General features: G+C 53.5%; 19 protein-coding genes. 14 read left to right on the top strand and 5 right to left on the bottom strand.

The window, feature by feature from the left end; translation table 11 throughout:
* Positions 1-59 precede the first annotated feature (59 nt).
* A complete protein-coding gene (locus ACIPUG_RS12595) occupies positions 60-635 on the bottom strand; it encodes a DJ-1/PfpI family protein (RefSeq protein WP_010284196.1) in 576 nt (191 codons plus the stop codon).
* A gap of 412 nt (positions 636-1,047) precedes the next feature.
* On the opposite strand from ACIPUG_RS12595, the gene argG reads away from it, so the two are divergent.
* Positions 1,048-2,394: an argininosuccinate synthase gene (gene argG / locus ACIPUG_RS12590; RefSeq protein ID WP_010284197.1), complete on the top strand. Its 1,347-nt coding sequence runs from the start codon at positions 1,048-1,050 to the stop codon at positions 2,392-2,394.
* Between the two features lie 268 nt (positions 2,395-2,662).
* Entirely contained in the window at positions 2,663-3,313 is a 651-nt protein-coding gene (gene carI, locus ACIPUG_RS12585; RefSeq protein ID WP_014913704.1) for an acyl-homoserine-lactone synthase CarI, read from the top strand.
* Here carI and ACIPUG_RS12580 read toward each other — a convergent pair.
* From ACIPUG_RS12580 to ftrA, 3 genes are all read right to left on the bottom strand, one after another.
* Positions 3,297-4,025, bottom strand: coding sequence for a LuxR family transcriptional regulator (locus ACIPUG_RS12580; RefSeq protein WP_014913705.1), 729 nt, complete (start codon positions 4,023-4,025; stop codon positions 3,297-3,299). The genes carI and ACIPUG_RS12580 overlap by 17 nt on opposite strands.
* Before the next feature lie 347 nt (positions 4,026-4,372).
* Positions 4,373-5,575, bottom strand: a complete 1,203-nt coding sequence (gene pemB / locus ACIPUG_RS12575; RefSeq protein WP_400338611.1) for a pectinesterase PemB — start codon at positions 5,573-5,575, stop codon at positions 4,373-4,375.
* 4 nt (positions 5,576-5,579) lie between these two features.
* Positions 5,580-6,575 carry a transcriptional regulator FtrA gene (gene ftrA / locus ACIPUG_RS12570; RefSeq protein ID WP_400338609.1) on the bottom strand — a complete coding sequence of 332 codons (996 nt, stop codon included), beginning with the start codon at positions 6,573-6,575 and terminating at the stop codon, positions 5,580-5,582.
* A gap of 119 nt (positions 6,576-6,694) precedes the next feature.
* Between ftrA and ACIPUG_RS12565 the strand changes: the two genes are divergently transcribed.
* Positions 6,695-7,084, top strand: a complete 390-nt coding sequence (locus ACIPUG_RS12565; RefSeq protein ID WP_400338608.1) for a rhodanese-like domain-containing protein — start codon at positions 6,695-6,697, stop codon at positions 7,082-7,084.
* 43 nt (positions 7,085-7,127) lie between these two features.
* On the opposite strand, the gene ACIPUG_RS12560 is transcribed toward ACIPUG_RS12565, so the two are convergent.
* Positions 7,128-7,469, bottom strand: a complete 342-nt coding sequence (locus ACIPUG_RS12560) for a GlpM family protein (protein ID WP_400338606.1) — start codon at positions 7,467-7,469, stop codon at positions 7,128-7,130.
* A gap of 326 nt (positions 7,470-7,795) precedes the next feature.
* Here ACIPUG_RS12560 and ACIPUG_RS12555 point away from each other — a divergent pair, with 326 nt between their 5' ends.
* From ACIPUG_RS12555 to lldD, 11 genes are all read left to right on the top strand, one after another.
* Positions 7,796-8,809, top strand: a complete 1,014-nt coding sequence (locus tag ACIPUG_RS12555; RefSeq protein ID WP_400338604.1) for a ketoacyl-ACP synthase III — start codon at positions 7,796-7,798, stop codon at positions 8,807-8,809.
* The gene (locus ACIPUG_RS12550) at positions 8,806-9,834 is read left to right on the top strand and encodes an NAD-dependent epimerase/dehydratase family protein (RefSeq protein ID WP_400338602.1); all 1,029 of its coding nucleotides are present in this window, start codon (positions 8,806-8,808) and stop codon (positions 9,832-9,834) included. The genes ACIPUG_RS12555 and ACIPUG_RS12550 overlap by 4 nt, the downstream gene beginning before the upstream one ends.
* Entirely contained in the window at positions 9,827-10,633 is an 807-nt protein-coding gene (locus ACIPUG_RS12545) for an MBL fold metallo-hydrolase (RefSeq protein WP_080164203.1), read from the top strand. Before ACIPUG_RS12550 ends, ACIPUG_RS12545 begins: the two co-directional genes overlap by 8 nt.
* Positions 10,630-11,916: a F390 synthetase-related protein gene (locus ACIPUG_RS12540; protein WP_400338600.1), complete on the top strand. Its 1,287-nt coding sequence runs from the start codon at positions 10,630-10,632 to the stop codon at positions 11,914-11,916. The genes ACIPUG_RS12545 and ACIPUG_RS12540 overlap by 4 nt, the downstream gene beginning before the upstream one ends.
* The gene (locus tag ACIPUG_RS12535; RefSeq protein WP_400338599.1) at positions 11,913-12,569 is read left to right on the top strand and encodes a phosphatase PAP2 family protein; all 657 of its coding nucleotides are present in this window, start codon (positions 11,913-11,915) and stop codon (positions 12,567-12,569) included. Before ACIPUG_RS12540 ends, ACIPUG_RS12535 begins: the two co-directional genes overlap by 4 nt.
* Positions 12,570-12,573: 4 nt before the next feature.
* On the top strand, positions 12,574-13,698 hold the full coding sequence (locus ACIPUG_RS12530; protein WP_039556034.1) for a sterol desaturase family protein: 1,125 nt from the start codon (positions 12,574-12,576) through the stop codon (positions 13,696-13,698).
* Entirely contained in the window at positions 13,691-14,830 is a 1,140-nt protein-coding gene (locus ACIPUG_RS12525; RefSeq protein WP_039556036.1) for an acyl-CoA desaturase, read from the top strand. Before ACIPUG_RS12530 ends, ACIPUG_RS12525 begins: the two co-directional genes overlap by 8 nt.
* On the top strand, positions 14,830-15,927 hold the full coding sequence (locus tag ACIPUG_RS12520; RefSeq protein ID WP_039556037.1) for an acyl-CoA desaturase: 1,098 nt from the start codon (positions 14,830-14,832) through the stop codon (positions 15,925-15,927). Before ACIPUG_RS12525 ends, ACIPUG_RS12520 begins: the two co-directional genes overlap by 1 nt.
* A gap of 58 nt (positions 15,928-15,985) precedes the next feature.
* Positions 15,986-16,915 carry a lysozyme inhibitor LprI family protein gene (locus ACIPUG_RS12515; protein WP_040043970.1) on the top strand — a complete coding sequence of 310 codons (930 nt, stop codon included), beginning with the start codon at positions 15,986-15,988 and terminating at the stop codon, positions 16,913-16,915.
* Between the two features lie 287 nt (positions 16,916-17,202).
* Positions 17,203-18,642 carry an aldehyde dehydrogenase gene (gene aldA, locus ACIPUG_RS12510; RefSeq protein ID WP_039285048.1) on the top strand — a complete coding sequence of 480 codons (1,440 nt, stop codon included), beginning with the start codon at positions 17,203-17,205 and terminating at the stop codon, positions 18,640-18,642.
* A gap of 211 nt (positions 18,643-18,853) precedes the next feature.
* A complete protein-coding gene (lldD, locus tag ACIPUG_RS12505) occupies positions 18,854-20,014 on the top strand; it encodes an FMN-dependent L-lactate dehydrogenase LldD (RefSeq protein WP_039285051.1) in 1,161 nt (386 codons plus the stop codon).
* The last annotated feature ends 78 nt before the right edge of the window (positions 20,015-20,092 follow it).

Raw genomic sequence — 20,092 nt, 5'->3', positions numbered from 1 at the left:
CTGGAAGGTCACGCAGGAAGGCGCGAGGGTGCGCGCCTTATCATTAGGTTGGTGAACGGTTACGCTGGCACGCGCCAGTAATCGTAATCGATGTGCTCAACCTGAAAGTTGGCGTTTTCTTTGTCACCGGTCAGACGGCTGGCGAGGGTAAAGGCAAAGTCGAATGTGACTCCCAGCCCTTTGCCGCTGATCAGATTGCCGTCTTCCACGACTTTCTCGTCAACATAAACGCCATCGGTCACGTCCTGCCATAAATTCCCGGAGCAAACGTAGCGGCGGCCTTTCAGCAGTTTGTTACCACCCAGCACGCGGGCGGCGGCGGAACACAGTGGGCAAATCAGTTTTCCCGCGTCGTCGTGGCGACGGATAAACTCGACGACCATCGGGTTTGCGGCCAGATTTACCGTTCCCTGTGGGCCGCCAGGAATGACTACGGCATCAAACAGCGTGTCCTGATTTCTTTCCAGCAGAGCATCGGCAAACATGCGAATATTGTGATAACTGTGCAGCTCCAGTCTGTCATAGCATGACAGCATGGTGACTTCTATCTTCATACGGTGCAGTACATCAATCACCATAATCGCTTCTGCTTCTTCAAACCCAGGAGCCAGCAGAACGGCGACTTTCTTAGACATAGCATCTCCAGCAATATGCAAGGGAAGGTGTTAACCGCAAGAGAATAGCAAAGAAATATCGCCAAAATGAAACGATGTTTTATTAATGTCGGGTGGGTCTCGTAAACGATTTTTGCTGCTTAGCCTGAAGAGAAGATAGCGCTATACTTGCTAACTTGGTCGTGAATTGGCCACGAATTTTTTTGCATGAAAGTATGACTCTTCTCTTCCTGTCCCGCCAAAAAGATGTTTAAATTATCACTCACTTATTTTGCATAAATATGCATTTGTGAGTGTGTCGATGTTGGCCATCGACCGGTCCGTTTGATGCAGGATGTGCACAGGGCCCGAGCGCTCATGAGTGTATGGCGTAACATAATGGTGTGGGCGACTCAGCTTATCTCCAGAGATCTTTCGAGCAGGGATTATATATATGACAACGATTCTCAAGCATCTTCCGGTTGGTCAGCGTATTGGTATTGCGTTCTCGGGTGGTCTGGATACCAGCGCTGCACTGCTTTGGATGCGTCAAAAAGGCGCGGTTCCTTATGCGTATACCGCGAACCTGGGGCAGCCAGACGAGGATGACTACGAGGAAATCCCACGTCGGGCTATGGAATACGGCGCAGAAAATGCTCGCCTGATCGATTGCCGTAAGCAACTGGTTGCTGAAGGTATCGCTGCGATTCAGTGTGGCGCATTCCACAACACGACGGCGGGCGTGACCTATTTCAACACTACACCGCTGGGCCGTGCGGTTACCGGTACGATGCTGGTTGCAGCAATGAAAGAAGACGGCGTAAACATTTGGGGCGACGGCAGCACCTATAAAGGCAACGATATTGAACGTTTTTATCGTTACGGCCTGCTGACCAATGCTGAACTGAAGATTTACAAGCCGTGGCTGGATACCGATTTCATTGATGAGCTGGGCGGCCGTCAGGAGATGTCCGAGTTTATGTCACAGGCAGGGTTCGGCTATAAAATGTCGGCCGAGAAAGCTTATTCCACCGATTCCAACATTCTGGGTGCGACGCATGAAGCGAAGGATCTGGAATTCCTGAATTCCAGCGTCAAAATCGTTAACCCGATTATGGGCGTGAAGTTCTGGGACGAGAACGTCAAAGTGCCGGCAGAAGAAGTGACCATCCGCTTTGAACGCGGTCACCCGGTTGCGTTGAACGGCAAGACCTTTGCCGATGACGTTGAACTGATGTTGGAAGCGAACCGCATCGGCGGTCGTCACGGCCTGGGCATGAGCGATCAGATCGAAAACCGTATTATTGAAGCGAAAAGCCGCGGCATCTATGAAGCGCCGGGCATGGCACTGCTGCACATTGCCTATGAGCGTCTGGTTACCGGTATCCACAACGAAGACACCATCGAGCAATACCACGCCAATGGCCGTCAGCTGGGTCGTTTCCTGTATCAGGGACGCTGGTTCGATTCTCAGGCACTGATGCTGCGTGATTCTTCTCAGCGTTGGATCGCCAGCGCCATCACCGGCGAAGTGACGCTGGAGCTGCGTCGTGGTAATGATTACTCCATCATGAATACTGTGTCTGACAATCTGACCTATAAGCCAGAGCGTCTGACCATGGAGAAAGGCGACTCGGTCTTCTCGCCAGATGACCGTATCGGCCAGCTGACCATGCGCAATCTGGATATCACCGACACGCGTGAAAAATTGTTTAATTATGCTGAAACGGGCTTGCTCTCTTCCTCCGCCAGCACCGGTCTGCCGCAGGTAGGCCAACTGCAGGATAAAACAGAGAAATAACGCCCAGATTGAATAATATAAAAATCCGGAATCGTCTCGCGCTTCCGGATTTTTTTTATCCGTTTATCATATGTTTATATTGGTTCTTCTCGCGTTGTTTTTTGTGTATGAACTCTTGCTGACAATGCAGGTTGCATCTGTACAACCGCCGTGGAAAGGGACAGAATACCTATAAATAATCAGCCAAGATAATAATCTGAAGGCGAAGGATCTGTGGGATGGCGTATCGTTTTTTGAGGTTATGTATTAACTTTTCAATGGAGGAAAAATGTTAGAGATATTTGATGTAAATCACACCTTGTTGTCAGAAACGAAATCAGAAGAGCTATTTACCCTCAGAAAAGAGACGTTTAAAGATCGACTGAATTGGGCCGTGCAATGTACTGATGGAATGGAATTTGATCAGTATGATAATAATAACACGACTTATCTTTTTGGCATCAAAGATAACACCGTTATCTGTAGTTTGAGATTTATTGAAACAAAATACCCTAACATGATTACCGGGACATTTTTTCCTTACTTCAAGGAGATCAATATCCCTGAAGGGAATTACCTGGAATCTAGTCGGTTCTTTGTCGATAAATCACGAGCGAAAGATATTCTCGGCAATGAATATCCAATTAGTTCGATGTTGTTTCTTTCGATGATTAATTACTCAAAGGACAAAGGCTATGATGGAATATATACGATAGTGAGTCACCCTATGCTGACGATATTAAAACGATCGGGCTGGGGAATTCGCGTGGTCGAACAAGGTTTGTCAGAAAAGGAAGAAAGAGTCTATTTAGTTTTTCTTCCGGTTGATGATGAGAATCAGGAAGCGTTGGCTCGTCGTATTAACCGCAGCGGGACATTTATGAGCAATGAGTTGAAGCAGTGGCCTCTACGGGTACCAGCCGCTATTGCACAGGCTTGATGAGCTGTAACTCAACGCCGAGCCTGATGGCATGCTTGGCATTCAGGACGCCAAGTTTTTTCACAACGTTGCCGATATGAAATTTTACCGTGCTGGTTTTGATACCGAGAATAATAGCGACTTCCAGATAGGTTTTACCCATACTGGCCCAGTAAAGGATTTCATTTTCTCGTTGAGAGAATATTTCTTTATTATTTAATTGTTTTTTATTTTCAATCATCTCTCTGCAAAGGGAGATGATTTTTTCATATGCATCAATTAATAGCATCTGAAAGGTGTCTTTTTTCTCTTCAATGAATGTATCAACATCATCTGGATATGAGCTGTCCACGATAATCGATAGCATCGCCAGATTGTCGCCATGATCGTGAAGGACAAAAGTATATCCGTTGATAATATTATATTTCTTAGAGAGATCGAATATCTTGGCAAGCTGTAGTCGTGTGTTAATAACCAGACTTTTCTCCCAAGAGAAAGGCGATATTTTATTAAATGAAGCAAGAACAACGGGATCAATGTGCTGGTATTTATTTTCTTTGTAGAGATTAACCCATTCATCGGGATAGCTGGAGATAATGATCATTTCAGAGGGGTTTTTCTTATTCAGAACCATAAATGAGAATTTGACGCCATCGTAGTGATCCAGGTTTTCATTAAAATGACCTTTGATTACCCTGCTTATTATTTCGCTACTGGAGAATAATGGCGACATCTCATGACCTCAGTCTGAAGAATCAACATCCTTGTAACGGAAAAGTATATACCTACACCTGTACCTAAGTCTAATTGTTATGGGGGAGTGAAAAAACATACAATCGAACGACAATGCTAAGGGCGTGAAGCAAAAGAAATAAATAACGCTCTGGATAAGCGTGATGACTGGCTAACATCAGGGAATGCGAATTAAGCGAGATTTATCAGTAATATAATAAAATTCTTTTACTGTTCTATGGCCTGTATTGTTTACAGGCCGCCAGCAGTTCAGGTTAATTAATTCCATCAGTGCGACTCTTTCTCGAATAACACTCGCCTTTATATTGTTATCCCTTTCATTGTATCTCACGCCTCGTCGATATTGTGGTATTCCCACAGCCGATTGAAATGCACATCGTCGAGATTGCGGGCTGAATCCGCGTTACCCGCAAAGGCCCGTGCGGTGGTTGCCGCAGCTCCCCACGGGCGTTCTCTGTCATAGCTGGCGTCAATCGTGCTGTCGCGAATCACTAACTGGCCGTTTGCTGTCTGACCCGGCTGATATCCCGTCTGCCTTGCTCCCTGATCCCAGGCACGCCCCAGTTTGGCCTTTCTTCCTCCTCTGAAGCCTTCGTCTCCCGTGAAACGACACGCCACAGCCAGAAAGCCGTATTGCACCCACGGCATGCTGTCAGGTGCGAAGACGTGAATATCTTTCGCTCCACGGCTGGAAACCGTATGAAAGTGGACGCGCTCGAATACCGCGGTCGCGCGCCCAAACACGTAATCGACATCACCCTCAATGTAGCTGTCTGTAATGTAGGCCCGGCTGTGGCGGTCCGTGACGTACTCATTCTGGAGGTTGCTGGTGTTGACGAAAAACGTATCCTGACGACCGATGAGGCGGACCTTTTCAAGCTGAACCTTGTCGCCGTCGGTGCGTAGCGCCACGGCCTGATGGGCGCGATTATCTACGGAATCCAGCAAGGTATTCACCACCGTCAGGTTCTTCATCTGGAAATTGTCGCTTTGCGACCAGACCACGGCGGCACAAATGGTATCAATCGTTGCGTTTTGTTTTGATGCACAGAGATCGTACATGTACCAGGCGGGATCGCCGGGCTGATATTCACCGTGCGAATTTACTGTTTCTCGGTAGGTTGCTGGTGAGAACATCGAATCCAGCGCGAGTTGAATCACTACGTCATCCGGTTGATCTCCCGCCCCACATAGCGTGAGCGGTGGCGCATCAGCGGGGATGTAGACCGTGCCGGTATAGGTGCCCGGCAGCAGTTTAATCTCAATCCGCGCCCGACCTTGTTGCGCCCGCAGCGCGGCGTTTACCGCCTGTTGAACATGGGCGTGCGTTGCACCATCCACACCCACGTGCGGCCCGACAACCCAGGGCGTCGCCGGATCGATCTTAATCGGAGCGGGCTGCCAAACGTCAGCTTCTGTCTGATCATTGTGCCCACGCAGCGTGAAATAGTGTGGGAGCGTGAAGCGTTCGGCTTCCTGCGCGGAGAGAATGGGGCGATGAACTGTGCCGGAGTACGTCGTTTTTGTCATGATCTTATCCTCTCTTAGCGGCAAGATTCTCTGGGATATCATCGGTTCTCTGCCCGAAACGTAACCGATAAGTTGAGGGCGTGAGCTGTAGCTGCTGGCGAAAATGATGGCGTAACGAGGCTGCGGTCCCGAATCCTACCGTTTCGGCGATTTTCTCGATCGATAAGCGCGTGTTTTCCAGTAAATCGCGTGCGGTATTCAGCCGTTCGGCCAGTAACCAGCGTGCAGGTGTCGTACCCGTAGCGGCAGAAAAACGGCGAAGGAACGTGCGTGGACTCATACAGGAAATTGCCGCCAGTTTCTTAACGGAATACTCTTCCGCGAGGTTGGCTCGGACATGATCGATAAGCGGCCCGAGTCGCGAGCGTTCGTAGTCTACCGGTACCGCTTTTTCAATATACTGTGCTTGCCCACCATCCCGATGCGGTGCGACTACCAATCGGCGAGCCACTTGATTGGCCGCTTTGCTGCCGTAATCCCGACGGATGAGATGTAGCCCAAGATCAATTCCTGCAGCACTCCCAGCTGACGTAAGCATGGTTCCTTCATCAATATAAAGAACGTCTGGCTCGATGTTGATATCAGGATATTGCATTTTTAACGTGTCGCTGTAGCGCCAATGCGTCGTGGCGCGTCGCCCGGAAAGCAGGCCTGTCGCAGCGAGGACAAAAACGCCAGAGCAGATAGAGAGCAGTCTGGCACCCTGTTGATGTGCTTGGCGTAACGCATCGACCAGATGGGCGGGGACGGGCACATCACTGCCTTTCCAGCCGGGAATGATAATCGTCCCCGCCTGTGTTAACAGCTCAAGGCCACCATCGGCAACCACGTGGATGCCACCCGTTGCCCGCATCGCTCCGCTGTCTAAACCCGCAACGGCAAACTGATACCAATTTTCCCCCATCTCGGGGCGAGGAAGGCCAAAGACTTCAACTGCGATACCAAATTCGAAGATACACAAGCCATCATAAGCGAGTACGACAACAAGCGGATTGAACATCGATTTCCTCACCTCAATAACTTGTCATGATATTGACGATATATGGCAATAATGCCATCTGCCAGCCTTTCTGTATCCGTTTTATAGTCGAGTCTCATTCCAATCAGTGAGAAAAATCGATGAGTTACGTGACTGACTATCCCTTTGCTGCTTCTGATATCGCCCTATCCCATTTTTCACGACGTCTGTCTGTGGAAACAGACTGCGCGGATGTGGCGGGCTCGCTCTCTGACACTCAGCAGGACTTCGTGTTACTGCATGTGGTGGGGTCGACGAAGCACTTTAGCACGCGCCATATACCGGGGGCGATTCATCTGCCGCACCGTGAAATCACACCTGAGCGTATGGCCGAGTGGCCTGATGACACGCGGTTTGTCGTCTATTGCGCGGGACCACACTGCAATGGTGCAGATCAGGCGGCATTAAAGCTGGCACAACTCGGTCGTCCGGTAAAAATTATGATAGGGGGAATCACGGGATGGGAAGATGAGGGCTTTGCCTTCGCCTGATATCCCCTGCCTATGGCAGAGGGGCCATCCCTTCTGCCAACTCCTAATTCTCCTGATACCACGTCCAGATTTTGACCAACAATGCCGCTGATACACTCCAACACACGACTGCTGCGAGCAGCGCCTGTGGCAATTTCATCCACGCGGTAAAGTAATAAAGCGAGATGAGATAAACCAGATAAGGAATAACGGACCAGATGCCAAACAGGATGGTGGCGCGCAGCGCTTCCAGTCCACGTTCGGTGCCAACGATATAATGGGCGATCAGCGCGAACGTGGGAAATAGCGGCACCAGCCCGGCAATATAATAGTTTCGACTTTTCGCCAGTATGCTGATGAGCAATACGATCAGCGCGCCAATAACCGATTTGATAAACAATGACATAAGTATAAATTCTGGCTGAATTAAGCATCGCGAATGCACAGAGAATAGCGAAAAAATGCCGGGATGGAATAGTGCGATCGCACAGCTTAAGATTTCAATTCGCGGTGATTTCGTTATTCTTAGCGTCAGAATGAATAAATACCGTACGTGATACCCGTCATACTTCGAGCTGCTTGTGCGTTGGCCGCCCTTACTCACCCCAGTCACTTACTTGTGTAAGCTCCTGGGGATTCACGCAGTTGCCGCCTTCACGCAACTCGAATTATTTAGGGTATATGGCACTGAAGGTACAACTAAAACGATAATGAATCTGGAAAGGATTGAAGTTGAAGACGCAAAGTCATGCAATCACTCAGGGATTGGTTCCACTCAAGATTATTTCTACCGGCAGCGCGCTTCCTGCGCAGCGGGTGACCTCGGCTGAATTAGATGCGCGGCTCAATAAGCCCGCCGGTTATGTCGAAAGCCGTTCAGGCATTATTTATCGCCACCATGCGGACAATCATGCCAGCCAGGCGGAACTCGGTGTGGCGGCGTTAAATGACGCGCTGGCGCGGGGTGTTATTCCGCCAGCGTCCATCGATCTGCTGCTGTTTGCTTCCGCGATTCCGATTCAGGCACTGCCTTATAGCGCCAGCCACTTATTAAAAGCGTCGTCCCTGCCAAAAGGGACGGCCAGTTTCGATATTAACAGCAGCTGCGTCAGCTTTATTTCCGCACTTCAGGTGGCGGCCGGGCTGTTAAATACCGGCGCTTATCGACGCATTGCCATCGTCTCTACCGAACTGGCTTCGCGCGGTATCGATTGGGATGACGAAGAGTCGTCGCTGATTTTTGGTGATGGTGCCGCGTGTGCGATTGTCGAACGCGGCGATGGGCGCAGCGGTATTGCGGCGTGTCTGCTGGAAACCTATCCGAAGGGTAACGAACTGTGCCAGATCCGCGCTGGCGGCACCTTGCGTAACCCGCGTGCGGGGATGGAGCTGCATGATTTTCTGTTCCATATGCAGGGGAAACGGCTATTCAGGCAGGCTTCTGCGCTGATTGAGGGCTATCTGCAACGACTGCTGGAGGCCAGCGGTTATTCGCTGGATCAGATGGCGGCGGTAGTTCCGCATCAGGCCAGCCACCTGTCGCTGGAACATATGCGTAAGCGACTGGCGATCCCGACGGAAAGGCTGATTGATATTTACCGCTATCACGGTAATCAGGTGGCGGCCTCGATTCCGACGGCGCTGCATCATGCCATCGTGACGCAGCGTCTGCCCGAGGGTGAACCCGCGATGCTGGTCGGTACGGCCGCCGGGTTGACGCTGGGCGGCATGGTATTGATCCCATGAGAGTCTTCGTCACGGGCGCGACCAGCGGACTGGGGCGTAACGCGGTGGAATGGCTGCTTCAGGCCGGGCATCAGGTGCTGGCTTGTGGGCGCGATCGCACGGTAGGCCAACAGCTTGAAGCACTCGGCGCGCAGTTTGTCGGTATCGATTTGGTGGAAACCTCAGTAGACCAGTTTCGAACGCTGATGGCGGGCTGCGATGTGGTCTGGCACTGTGCCGCGAAATCATCACCGTGGGGACAATATAATGATTTTTATCAGAATAATACTGAGGTGACGGCGCGGCTGGCCGACGCTGCCGGTCAGTTAGATATCCCGCGTTTTGTACATATCTCCACGCCCGCGATTTATTTCGACTATCAGCACCACCTGAATATTGATGAAAGCTACCGCGCGGCGCGTTTTGCCAATCACTATGCACAGACCAAATTTTTGGCGGAACAGCGCCTTCAGGCGCTGACATCGCGCTACCCAGAAACCACCTACGTGATTCTGCGCCCGCGTGGCCTGTTTGGCCCGCATGACCGCGTGATTCTGCCGCGAGTGCTGGAACAGATCGCGGTGGGCGGTGGTGTGCTGAGGCTCCCGCGCGGCGGTGAGGCGCTGCTGGATCTGACGTTTGTCGGCAACGTGATAGAAGCGATGGCGCTTGCCAGCCAGCGCTCGGGGTTAGTGTCTGGATCGGCGTATAACATCACCAATCATGAACCTGCCCGCCTTGTAGATATGCTTGAGCAACTGCTGACCGGGCAACTGGGGATGAACTATCGCGTCAGGGCAGTGCCGTATCCGCTGCTGCACGCGGTGGCGGGTGGCATGGAGCTGTTCTCGTGGTTTAGCCGGAAAGAGCCGCTGCTGACGCGCTACAGTGCGGGCGCGGTGAATTTTGATATGACGCTCAGCGCGGAGAAAGCTAAGCAGGAGCTGGGGTATCAGCCGCGTTTCTCCCTTCAGCAGGGCATCGAGCTAACGGGTAACTGGTTCAATGCGCACCTTGCACGGCGGGGTACTGACCGACATGGCTAATATCTCAACGTTTGAAGTCGGGTACTGTCTGCATCCCGGCTGCATGGCGCTGCGTGGTGCGGGATGGAAAGTGTGCCGTTTTCCGGCACGCGTCTGGATGCTGGAAAGTCAGGGCAAGCGCTGGCTGTGGGACACCGGCTATGCCCAGCATTTTACCGATGCCACGCGATCCGGCCTGTTTCAGCTGTACCGCAGGATGACGCCAGTGCATTTCGAGACGAAAGACGCGCTGATTCACCAACTGCACGGGCAGGGGATTCAACCTGCGGACATCGACGGCCTGATTATTTCCCATTTTCACGGCGACCATATCGCGGGGCTGCGGGATTTCCCCGATGTGCCGTTTATCTGTTCGGCGCTGGGATGGCAGCAGACGCGGAATCTACGCGGTTTCGCCGCTCTGAAACGGGCGTTTGTGCCTGCCCTGATCCCTGAACATTTTGAGCAGGCGCTCCAGTTTGTTGAGAACTTCCCGCTTACCGATCTGCCAGCCGAGCTGGCGCCGTTTACGCAAGGCTATGCGTTGCCGGGTAGCGATAAAGAGATCGTGCTGGTGCCGTTGCCCGGCCATGCTGTCGGACACCTTGGCGCATTTGTGCTGACGGAAAACGGCTGGGTGTTGCTGGCAAGCGATGCTGCCTGGTCGCCGCACAGTTATCGCGAAGGTCGTGGGCCGTCGCGATTGGCGAATCTGGTGATGGACGATCCAAAAGCCTATTACCACACGCTGGATCAACTGCACCAGTTGCACCTGAACGGGCAGGTTGAGATTCGGCTGTGTCACGAGGGCGACCTATGATTCCGCTGATGACGCTCTGGCACTATTTCCGTGCCAGACGCCTCACCTTTGCCACTCGTCAGGCGCTTGAGCGCCATCAGCAGCGCCAGCTTTCTCGTTTTGCTCGACGGGTGCTGGCTCGCAGCCCCTATTTTCGGCCTTACCGCCAGCTCCCCATGACATCCTGGCCGATGATGGATAAAGCCGTGATGATGGCCGAATTCGATCGGATGAACACCGCCGGGCTTCAGCGGGATGAACTGCTCGCCTGTGCGCGCCGTAGTGAGGAAGATCGCGACTTCACGCCGAATGTGAGTGGATTCAGCGTCGGGCTGTCGTCCGGCACCTCTGGGCAGCGCGGGTTATTTGTCGTCAGCCCACGCGAACAGCAGGTGTGGGCGGGAGGCATGCTGGCGAAAATGCTGCCGGACGGCTTACGCGCCGGTGAGCGGGTGGCGCTGTTCCTGCGGGCGGATAACAACCTGTATCACAGCGTGGATAACCGCTGGCTCAGCCTGTCGTTTTACGATCTCTTTGCGCCGTTTTCCGAGCATGTTTCGCGACTGGAAGCGTGGTCGCCCTCAATTATCGTCGCTCCCGCGCAGGTGCTGCGCGAACTGGCGCTGGCGGTACAGCGCGGTGAGTTACGGCTGACGGTCAAAAAGGTGATTTCCGTGGCTGAGGTGCTGGAACCGCAGGATAAGCAATTGCTCCAGCAGGTCTTCGGGCAGGTTGGGGAAGTGTATCAGGCGACGGAAGGCTTTCTGGCATCGACCTGCGAACACGGTACGCTGCATCTCAACGAAGAATTTATTCACATCGAGCCGCAGTGGCTGGATGACGAACGTTTTACGCCCATCATCACCGATTTCACCCGCAGCACCCAGCCGATTGTGCGCTATCGGCTGGACGATGTGTTGGTAAAGCAAAAGACGCCCTGTGCGTGTGGACGGGTGACGATGGCGATTGCCCGCATCGAAGGGCGTAGCGATGACAGCCTGAGACTGCCGAACAGTAACGGCGAGCCTCAGACCGTGTTTGCGGATCTCTGTAGCAGAATTATCGCCAACGCGCTGCCGCTGCATGCCGACTATCGGCTGGTGCAGCAGGGAGACGCGACGCTGCATTTATCCGCCGCATGCAACCTCTTAGAGCTGGAAGCCTGCCGGGATAGTCTTTCGCAGCAGTTTGCGTTGCAGGGGGTTGATACGTCGCGGCTACAGTGGCAGTTAAGCGCCGGTGAGATTGCGCCGGAGTTTACGCAAAAGCGCAGACGGATTACCCGCCTGAAGGAGAATGCATGAGGCTATTTCCGCAAGAAACGATGCTGTTGCGGCTGAAAGCGCTGCTCTTTGGCTGGGGAACGGTCGGGGTGGTGTATCAACTGAGCGCGCAGTTTCAGGGGCAGGGAACGGTGCTGCCGACGTCGTTCGTTGATGAATGGATCCCTTTTAGCGCCTCGGCGATCTGGCTGTATCTCTCCTTTTTTATCATCGTGCCGCTGTCTTATTTATCCTGTCCGATTACGCGTCTGGCGGGGCTACGCCGGGCAACGCAGCTGACCGCGCTGATCGCGGGCGCGGTGTATCTGATTTTTCCGACTACGATGGTGTACCCGCAGGTTGTTGGGAACGATCTCTCCACGCGTGTGCTACAGCTTTTGCTGCGTATCGACTCGCCGCAAAACTGTCTGCCGTCGCTGCATATTGCACTAACGGTGCTGGCGGTGTGGGCGATGAGCGATAGCCAGCAGAAGGTGAAAACCGGTTTGTACCTGCTGTGGGGAGCGGCGATTGCCCTTTCTATCCTGCAACTGCGCCGACATTTGTTCATCGATCTGGTGACGGGCGGGATGCTGGCGGGGATCGCTGGGTGGATTTTTCTGCGCAGCCGAGAGACGGTAAAGGCCATATCGCCACCGACTCCGCTGCCTAACGATAAGCGCCAGCAGGAATGACATTATGATCGATTTAGCATTACCCATTGTCTTCATGCTGGTTGTGGTGATTGGCGAAGCGCTGGTTTTACAGTGGATGCAGCGCGAGAAAGTGAACTGGCATGACGTGGTGTTCAACCTGAACTCAGGGCACATCATGCTGTGGCTCTTTCGCAGCGTGGAAATTTTTTGCTATGGCTATGTCGCGGCGCATTTCAGTTTTGGCTGGGTGGAAACCTGGCCGCCGGTGCTGATGTGGCTGTTCGCGTTACTCGCCTGGGATTTCGGTTTCTATTGGCTACATCGCCTGCACCATACCTTCGGCGTGCTGTGGGCGGTGCATGTGGTTCACCATCAGGGTGAACATTTCAATCTGTCGCTGGGCGTGCGTAACTCCTGGTATTCCTCGCTGACCTCGATTCCGTTCTTCCTGATTCTGGCGCTGCTCGGCGTTCCGTTGTACGTGTTCGTCACCGTTTCCATCCTGCATTACAGCGTTCAGCTCTTTAACCATAATGCAATGACGCCCAAGCTGGGCTGGCTGGAAAAGGTGCTGGTGACGCCAGCACACCATCGCGTCCACCACGTGAACGACCGTGCGTACGCCGATAAGAACTTCGGCGGCACCTTCATTTTTTGGGACAAGCTGTTTGGCAGCTTTTGCCCGCAACTGCCCGACACGCCTTTCCGCTACGGTGCAGGTAGAGAAACGCCATCGAACAATCCGTTTTGGGCCAGTAACCTGCCTTTTCTGTCGTACCTGAAACTGTCGGTGCGCCGTACGCGTCAGGCGACGTTTCACTGTACGCCGATGGCGTTGATTGCTGGGGCAATGCTGCTGTTTGCGCTGGTGGTGGGCTATGTCTACCTGTATGGCTACGGCTATGACGCCGCCGATCTGTCGCAGGCGGCGCTCTTCCTGCTGCTGGTGGGGGGGGCAGTTGCACTGGGTGGGATTTCCGAAGGAAGACGCTGGGGGATTTATGTTTGGCTAGCGGTGGTGCTGCTATTCCCTGCCGTGTTTCTTGTCTATCTGGGCTGGGAAGCGCTTTACTGGAAGATTGCGATGCTGATGTTGGCGCTGCACGGGCTGGCGATGGCAGCCGGCTGGGGCCGACGCCCTCTGACCGAGGAGCCTGAAAATGTCTAGTGTGCTTCCCGCCAAACCGTATCCTGCCAAGGGCGAACAGGCTTTCCATCGGGCATTACAGCGGGAAACGTCGGCCTATCTCCGCGCTAACCACGATCATCGCTTTGCCGATGGTGGGCAGTTCATTAAGGCCGGATTACTCTTTTTATGCTGCATCGCCTGTTATGCCCTGTGTTTGATGCAGCAGACGGCATGGGCGTTCTTCCTGAGCTATTTTTCTTTCATCATGCTGTCGATGTTATTGAATATCATCGTGAATCATGACGCCTCCCATAATACCTTTTTCCGCAATCGAACACTGAATCGCGTGGTCGGGCGCATCGTCACGTTGCCGTTAGGCATCGATCCTGACTACTGGCGCTTGCGTCATGTGGACTTCCACCACATCTATCCGAATGTGGAACATTACGATCTGGATACGGAAGAGAATGGGGTTTTTCGCCAAACGCCTTTTCAGCGCCACCGTCCCTACATGCGTTATCAGCACCTTTACTGGCCGCTGGTGGCTGCGTTCTCGCTCCCTTATATCGCCTGGATTTTTGACTGGGCCGATCGCTTGGGTAAAACCCCCGTCAATGCCCGTTCAGTACAGTTAGGCTACCGCGGATGGATGATTTTTATCGGCAGTAAAGTCGGTCATGTCCTGCTGCTACTGGTGATTCCCATCATGGTGGGCACGGCACACGGCATTAGCCCAGGCATCGTGCTGTTAAGCTATTTGTTGGGGCAGATGTTGGCCTCGTTGCTGGTGGTCTTTTTGCTGCTGGGTACGCACTGGGCGGAGGCGGAATTTTATGCCGTTACCGATACGGAAACGATGCCTCAGGGCTGGTATCAGCACAACTTTGCAACAGCCTGTGACTGGCTGCCGACGCCGCGCTGGCTTGAGCGCTGGACGGGAGGGTTGCACTTACATCTGACGCATCATCTTTTTCCGGGATGGCATCATCGTCATTATCCTGCGTTAGCCGATATCTTACGGCGCGTGGCCGCCGAGCATGGCATGAACTATCGCTGTATTACCTATCGTGAGTTACTGGCCAGTCAGCGCCGGTTTTTAAAATTGATGGGCGAAGGTAACGATCGGCGCACTGTGCAACGTGCCGTGGAACAGGGACGGGAGGAAGGATGATGCCCGCACCGCTAAAGCCGCTCCGCTATGAACAAAGCCGCGATCTGGCGTTGCATCGGGCATTGATGAAGGCGGCGAATGACTATCTGGCAGAAACGGGTGACCACCGTTTCGCCAATGCCGGATTTATCGGCAAGATGCTGTTTCTGGTGGCGCTGTGCCTGACGTTTTATGGTTTCAGCCTCTGGCAGACGACGCTGTGGGCTTTTGCGGGCTGCTACTTTGGCTTTATTTTTACCGCCATGTTTCTGGCGGTGAACGTGGTACATGATGCTTCGCATAACGTCTTTTTCCGACGACCGTGGGCGAATCGCCTGCTCAATATCGTCGTCAGTATTCCGCTCGGTATGGATTCCGACTGCTGGCGAGTGCGGCATGTAATTTTTCATCATGCGCACGTCAACGTGCAGCACTACGATCTGGATATCGAAGAGAACGGCGTCCTGCGACAATCGCCTTACCATCTGTTTCGCTTTTTCATGTGCGCTCAGCGCTACTACTGGCCTATAGTGGCGTCGCTGACCTTCCCCTGCATTATCTGGTTCTTTGACTGGAGCGATCGGGCGGGGAAAACGCAGGTGACGCGCAATATGGCATTTCAGGGCGTGAAGGGCTGGGGCGTGTTCCTGCTATCAAAAGCGCTGCATGCCCTGCTGGCGCTGGCGATCCCCTATTGGCTGTTGTCGCCGGCCATCATTAGCGTTGGATCGCTGCTGCTGGTTTATTTGCTGAGCCAGATGCTGTCGTCGCTGATTTTTGTTGTCCTGATTCTGGGTTCGCATTGGGCAAAAGGGACGTTCTATCAGGCACCGGAAGACGGCTTATTCCGGCATGGGCGCTATCAGCACACCTTTGCCACCACGGTGGACTGGGCTACGCGGCCCGCCTGGCTTGGCTATTGGTTGGGGCAGCTCAACATGCATCTGACGCACCATATTTTCCCTAACTGGAATCATCGGCACTATCCCGCATTGTCGAAAATTATTGCGGACGTCGCCCCGCATTACGGCATTGATTATCAATGTATTACGTTGAAAGCGATTTTGGTTGAGCAGCAGCGCTTTCTTAAAAAGATGGGAAATGGCAGCAAGAAATAGCTCGTTATCCATTTTATCAATCAGTTAGGCTTCATCCATGTTTAAGGAGTGATACGTTATGCGTTATTTATCTCTGACCGTTTCGTCCCTGCTGCTCTTTTTTACGTCGTCCGTCTGGGCGATGGATTGTAGCAAGGCCAGCACAGATACCGAGAAAATGATTTGTGCCAGCAGCCAGTTACAGCAGCTTGATGCGGTATTAAACAAGGCCTATCAGGGCTACGTGAAAAAGGAAGACAAAACGCAGGCACTTCAGGCACAGCGCGCGTGGCTGGCCGAGCGTGACCGCTGTAAGGATGACGTGTGTCTGGGGAATGCGATGGTTTCCCGTATTCAGACGCTGTCCGGCAGTGAAAATATCTCGCTGATTACGAAGGCATCAGATCAGTGGGACTTCGTTCTCGGCGTCGCGAAGTGCAATCTCGATCCGTCTTATCCAACCTGTGAAGGCCCCGGTACGCTGGATATCTTTAAGAAAGGGAGCGGCGAGTTGTTTCAGCGTATCACGATGGAAAATATGTTCATCGAGCTGAACAAGAAGGGCGAAACGACGGTGAATCTGGTCGAGGTCTATGGCGAGAACAACAGCGGGCTGGTGATTGATGACGCTAACTTCGATCACCATGCGGATATCATACTGCGTAATGGTAATAACGGCGCTTATGGCGGGCCATCTTACGATGTGTATCTGTTCGATGTAGAAAAGCAGCAGTTCACCCTGAATGCGCCGTTGACTGAGTTAGCCAGCTCCAATCTTGGTCTGTTCGAGATTGATGACAAGCGTAAAACCATTACCACGTCCACCAAAAGCGGCTGCTGTTGGCACCAATCGTCGACCTACCAGATCGCTAACAATAAGCCTGTCCTGATTGCCGAAACCACGGAAGAGTATTCTGAAGAGAAGAAGGCGATGGTTGCCACCACCCGCGAACTGGTGGGCGGCAAATGGAACGTGGAGGAAAAGATAGAGAAAAGCGACACACAGTAAGATCTCCCTACTTCATGCAGACGCCGTCGTTGAATGCGGCGTCTGCCACTGCTTCACCCCTTCCTACCTTGCCGTTATTCCCCGACGTTCTTCGATACTTTGCAAAAGTGTTACGTCAGGCGTGCTCAGTATGACTTTTTTGCCATGTGCCAGACTGAGATGGCAGCCATGAAAAGGTAAATGCCGCGCAGAACGCGCAGCATGGCAAAACTTCACAAAAAAAACGTGTTTCGTTAACAACTCGTTTATGCGTTGTATTCCCTTACCCTACTTTGGAGACGCCTGACATGAGCATCACCCAGAAACGTATGTACATCAACGGTGAGTTTGTTGAAAACAGAAGCGGGAAGTGGATTGATGTGGTGAACCCGGCCACAGAGCAGGTTATTTCACAGATTCCGGAAGGCTCCGCTGACGATGCGAAGAGAGCGATTGATGCGGCAGAAGCCGCACAGCCGGGCTGGGAAGCGCTGCCTGCGGTTGAACGCGGCGTCTGGCTGCACAAAATTGCCGACGGTATCCGCGAGCGCGAAGCCGAACTGACCGACACCATCATTGCGGAAGGTGGGAAAACGCACGGTCTGGCGCAGACGGAAGTGCTGTTCACCGCCGACTATCTGGATTACATGGCGGAGTGGGCACGCCGTTACGAAGGTGAGATCATTCAGAGCGACCGCCCGAACGAAAACATCTTTGTCTTCCGCAAAGCGATTGGCGTCACGACCGGTATTCTGCCGTGGAACTTCCCCTTCTTCCTGATTGCGCGTAAAGCGGCGCCGGCGCTGATCACCGGTAATACTATCGTCATCAAACCGAGCGAGATCACACCGAATAATGCGGTAATTTTCGCCGAAATCATTCACAAAATCGGTTTGCCGAAAGGCGTCATCAATTTTGTTACCGGCTACGGCCCGACGGTAGGGCAAGAGCTGGCTGCTAACCCGAAAGTCGGCATGGTCAGCCTGACCGGCAGCGTGGCAGCGGGCATTGCGACCATGACGGCGGCGGCGCAGAACGTCACCAAAGTGTCGCTGGAACTGGGCGGTAAAGCCCCAGCTATCGTAATGGACGATGCCGATCTCGATCTGGCGGTGAAAGCGATTGTCAGTTCCCGCGTCATCAACAGCGGGCAGGTGTGTAACTGCGCCGAGCGCGTTTATGTGCAGAAAGGCATTTACGACGAGTTTATCGCGCGTATTAAAGCCGCGATGGAGCAGGTGACCTTTGGCAACACGGCGGAGAAAAAAGCGCTGGATATGGGGCCACTGATCAGCGCGGCGGCGTTACAGCGTGTGGAAGACAAAGTGGCGAAAGCGGTATCGCAGGGCGCGAAAGTGCTGCTCGGCGGCCAGCGTGAAAGCGGTACGGGCTATTTCTATCCGCCTACGCTGCTGGTGGACGTCAAACAGGACATGCCGATCATGCACGAAGAGGTGTTTGGTCCGGTGCTGCCCGTCGCGACCTTCGACACGTTGGAAGAGGCGATCACGATGGCGAACGACAGCGAATATGGCCTGACGTCGTCGATCTATACGCAAAACATCAACACCGCGATGAAGGCGCTGAAAGGGCTGAAGTTCGGCGAAACCTACATCAACCGTGAAAACTTTGAGGCGATGCAGGGCTTCCATGCGGGCTGGCGTAAATCCGGTGTGGGTGGGGCGGACGGCAAGCACGGCTTGCAGGAATATCTGCAAACGCATGTCGCGTATTTACAGTTTCACTAACAGACAATTTTACCAAAGGTAATGCCGATCGTTTAAGCATCGAGATACACGGGGCGACCACAGGGGTGAGGTGTCCCTGCGGGAACCTCCCCCTGTGTTTCCCCTAAAAACGGGCTTATATGAACAGCATAATCTCACTAAAAGCAGCTCCAGTAACGGTCATTACTGACCGCAAGAATGACACCAACAAGAAGAAGGATGGGAAAGGACGATGATCATCTCTGCTTCAACGGACTACCGGGCGGCGGCGCAGCGTAAGTTGCCGCCGTTTCTTTTCCACTACGCCGATGGCGGTGCGTATGGCGAGCACACGCTCAGGCGTAATACTGCCGATCTGGCGGATATCGCGCTGCGTCAGCGCATCCTGAAAAATGTCTCCGACCTGAGTCTGGAAACGCAGCTGTTCGGCGAAAAACTGGCGATGCCAGTGGTGCTGGCGCCCGTTGGCCTGACTGGGATGTACGCCCGACGCGGCGAGGTTCAGGCTGCCCGTGCGGCTGCACAGAAGGGTATTCCCTTTACGCTGTCTACCGTCTCCGTTTGCCCGATTGAGGAGGTCGCACCGACTATCGATCGGCCGCTGTGGTTCCAGCTCTACGTGTTAAAAGACCGTGGCTTTATGCGCAACGTGCTGGAACGCGCGCAGGCGGCAGGGATCAAGACGCTGGTGTTTACGGTGGATATGCCGACGCCGGGCGCGCGCTATCGCGATGCCCATTCCGGTATGAGCGGCCCGAATGCGGCGATACGCCGTGTGTTGCAGGCGATGGTGCATCCACAGTGGGCATGGGACGTTGGCCTGAACGGTAAACCACACGACTTGGGGAATGTCTCCGCCTATCGCGGCACGCCGACGACGCTGGAAAACTATATCGGCTGGCTGGCCGAGAATTTCGATTCCTCTATTTCGTGGCAGGATTTGGCATGGATCCGCGAGATGTGGAAAGGGCCGATGATCATCAAAGGCATCCTCGACCCAGAAGATGCCAAAGAAGCTGTCAAATTCGGTGCAGACGGCATCGTGGTCTCCAATCACGGTGGTCGACAACTGGACGGCGTGCTATCGACGGCACATGCGCTGCCTGCTATCGCCGATGCAGTGAAAGGCGATATCACCATTCTGGCAGATTCCGGTATTCGTACCGGGCTGGACGTGGTGCGGATGATCGCGCTGGGTGCGGACGGCGTGATGCTCGGGCGCGCGTTTGTCTACGCGTTAGCGGCGGCAGGCGAAGCGGGCGTGGTTAACCTGCTGAACCTGATCGAAAAAGAGATGCGTGTGGCGATGACGCTCACTGGGGCTAAGTCCATTGCCGATATCACCACGGACTCACTGGTGCAGGCGACCCAGCGGCGATTGGATGGCTTGTAAGCACGGATGATGCGGCGAGAGGCATTTACCGTCCCCTCGCCGCGCTTTCTGATGGTATTTCACCGGACGACGGCTTTT

It is taken from the genome of Pectobacterium sp. CHL-2024 (assembly GCF_044751765.1).
Taxonomy (GTDB): Bacteria; Pseudomonadota; Gammaproteobacteria; order Enterobacterales; family Enterobacteriaceae; genus Pectobacterium; species Pectobacterium brasiliense.
Note: the sequence above shows the minus strand (reverse complement) of the source record. Positions and strands in the feature narration are given on the sequence as shown.

What these genes read in the sequence shown, in the direction of transcription:
- lldD (WP_039285051.1), top strand. Translation starts at nt 18,854, where the DNA reads ATGATCATCTCTGCTTCAACGGACTACCGGGCGGCGGCGCAGCGTAAG.
- ACIPUG_RS12565 (WP_400338608.1), top strand. Translation starts at nt 6,695, where the DNA reads ATGAGTTACGTGACTGACTATCCCTTTGCTGCTTCTGATATCGCCCTA.
- argG (WP_010284197.1), top strand. Translation starts at nt 1,048, where the DNA reads ATGACAACGATTCTCAAGCATCTTCCGGTTGGTCAGCGTATTGGTATT.
- ACIPUG_RS12535 (WP_400338599.1), top strand. Translation starts at nt 11,913, where the DNA reads ATGAGGCTATTTCCGCAAGAAACGATGCTGTTGCGGCTGAAAGCGCTG.
- ACIPUG_RS12580 (WP_014913705.1), bottom strand. Translation starts at nt 4,025, where the DNA reads ATGTCGCCATTATTCTCCAGTAGCGAAATAATAAGCAGGGTAATCAAA.
- ACIPUG_RS12520 (WP_039556037.1), top strand. Translation starts at nt 14,830, where the DNA reads ATGCCCGCACCGCTAAAGCCGCTCCGCTATGAACAAAGCCGCGATCTG.
- ACIPUG_RS12550 (WP_400338602.1), top strand. Translation starts at nt 8,806, where the DNA reads ATGAGAGTCTTCGTCACGGGCGCGACCAGCGGACTGGGGCGTAACGCG.
- carI (WP_014913704.1), top strand. Translation starts at nt 2,663, where the DNA reads ATGTTAGAGATATTTGATGTAAATCACACCTTGTTGTCAGAAACGAAA.
- ACIPUG_RS12515 (WP_040043970.1), top strand. Translation starts at nt 15,986, where the DNA reads ATGCGTTATTTATCTCTGACCGTTTCGTCCCTGCTGCTCTTTTTTACG.
- ACIPUG_RS12560 (WP_400338606.1), bottom strand. Translation starts at nt 7,469, where the DNA reads ATGTCATTGTTTATCAAATCGGTTATTGGCGCGCTGATCGTATTGCTC.
- ftrA (WP_400338609.1), bottom strand. Translation starts at nt 6,575, where the DNA reads ATGTTCAATCCGCTTGTTGTCGTACTCGCTTATGATGGCTTGTGTATC.
- ACIPUG_RS12595 (WP_010284196.1), bottom strand. Translation starts at nt 635, where the DNA reads ATGTCTAAGAAAGTCGCCGTTCTGCTGGCTCCTGGGTTTGAAGAAGCA.
- aldA (WP_039285048.1), top strand. Translation starts at nt 17,203, where the DNA reads ATGAGCATCACCCAGAAACGTATGTACATCAACGGTGAGTTTGTTGAA.
- ACIPUG_RS12540 (WP_400338600.1), top strand. Translation starts at nt 10,630, where the DNA reads ATGATTCCGCTGATGACGCTCTGGCACTATTTCCGTGCCAGACGCCTC.
- pemB (WP_400338611.1), bottom strand. Translation starts at nt 5,575, where the DNA reads ATGACAAAAACGACGTACTCCGGCACAGTTCATCGCCCCATTCTCTCC.
- ACIPUG_RS12545 (WP_080164203.1), top strand. Translation starts at nt 9,827, where the DNA reads ATGGCTAATATCTCAACGTTTGAAGTCGGGTACTGTCTGCATCCCGGC.
- ACIPUG_RS12525 (WP_039556036.1), top strand. Translation starts at nt 13,691, where the DNA reads ATGTCTAGTGTGCTTCCCGCCAAACCGTATCCTGCCAAGGGCGAACAG.
- ACIPUG_RS12530 (WP_039556034.1), top strand. Translation starts at nt 12,574, where the DNA reads ATGATCGATTTAGCATTACCCATTGTCTTCATGCTGGTTGTGGTGATT.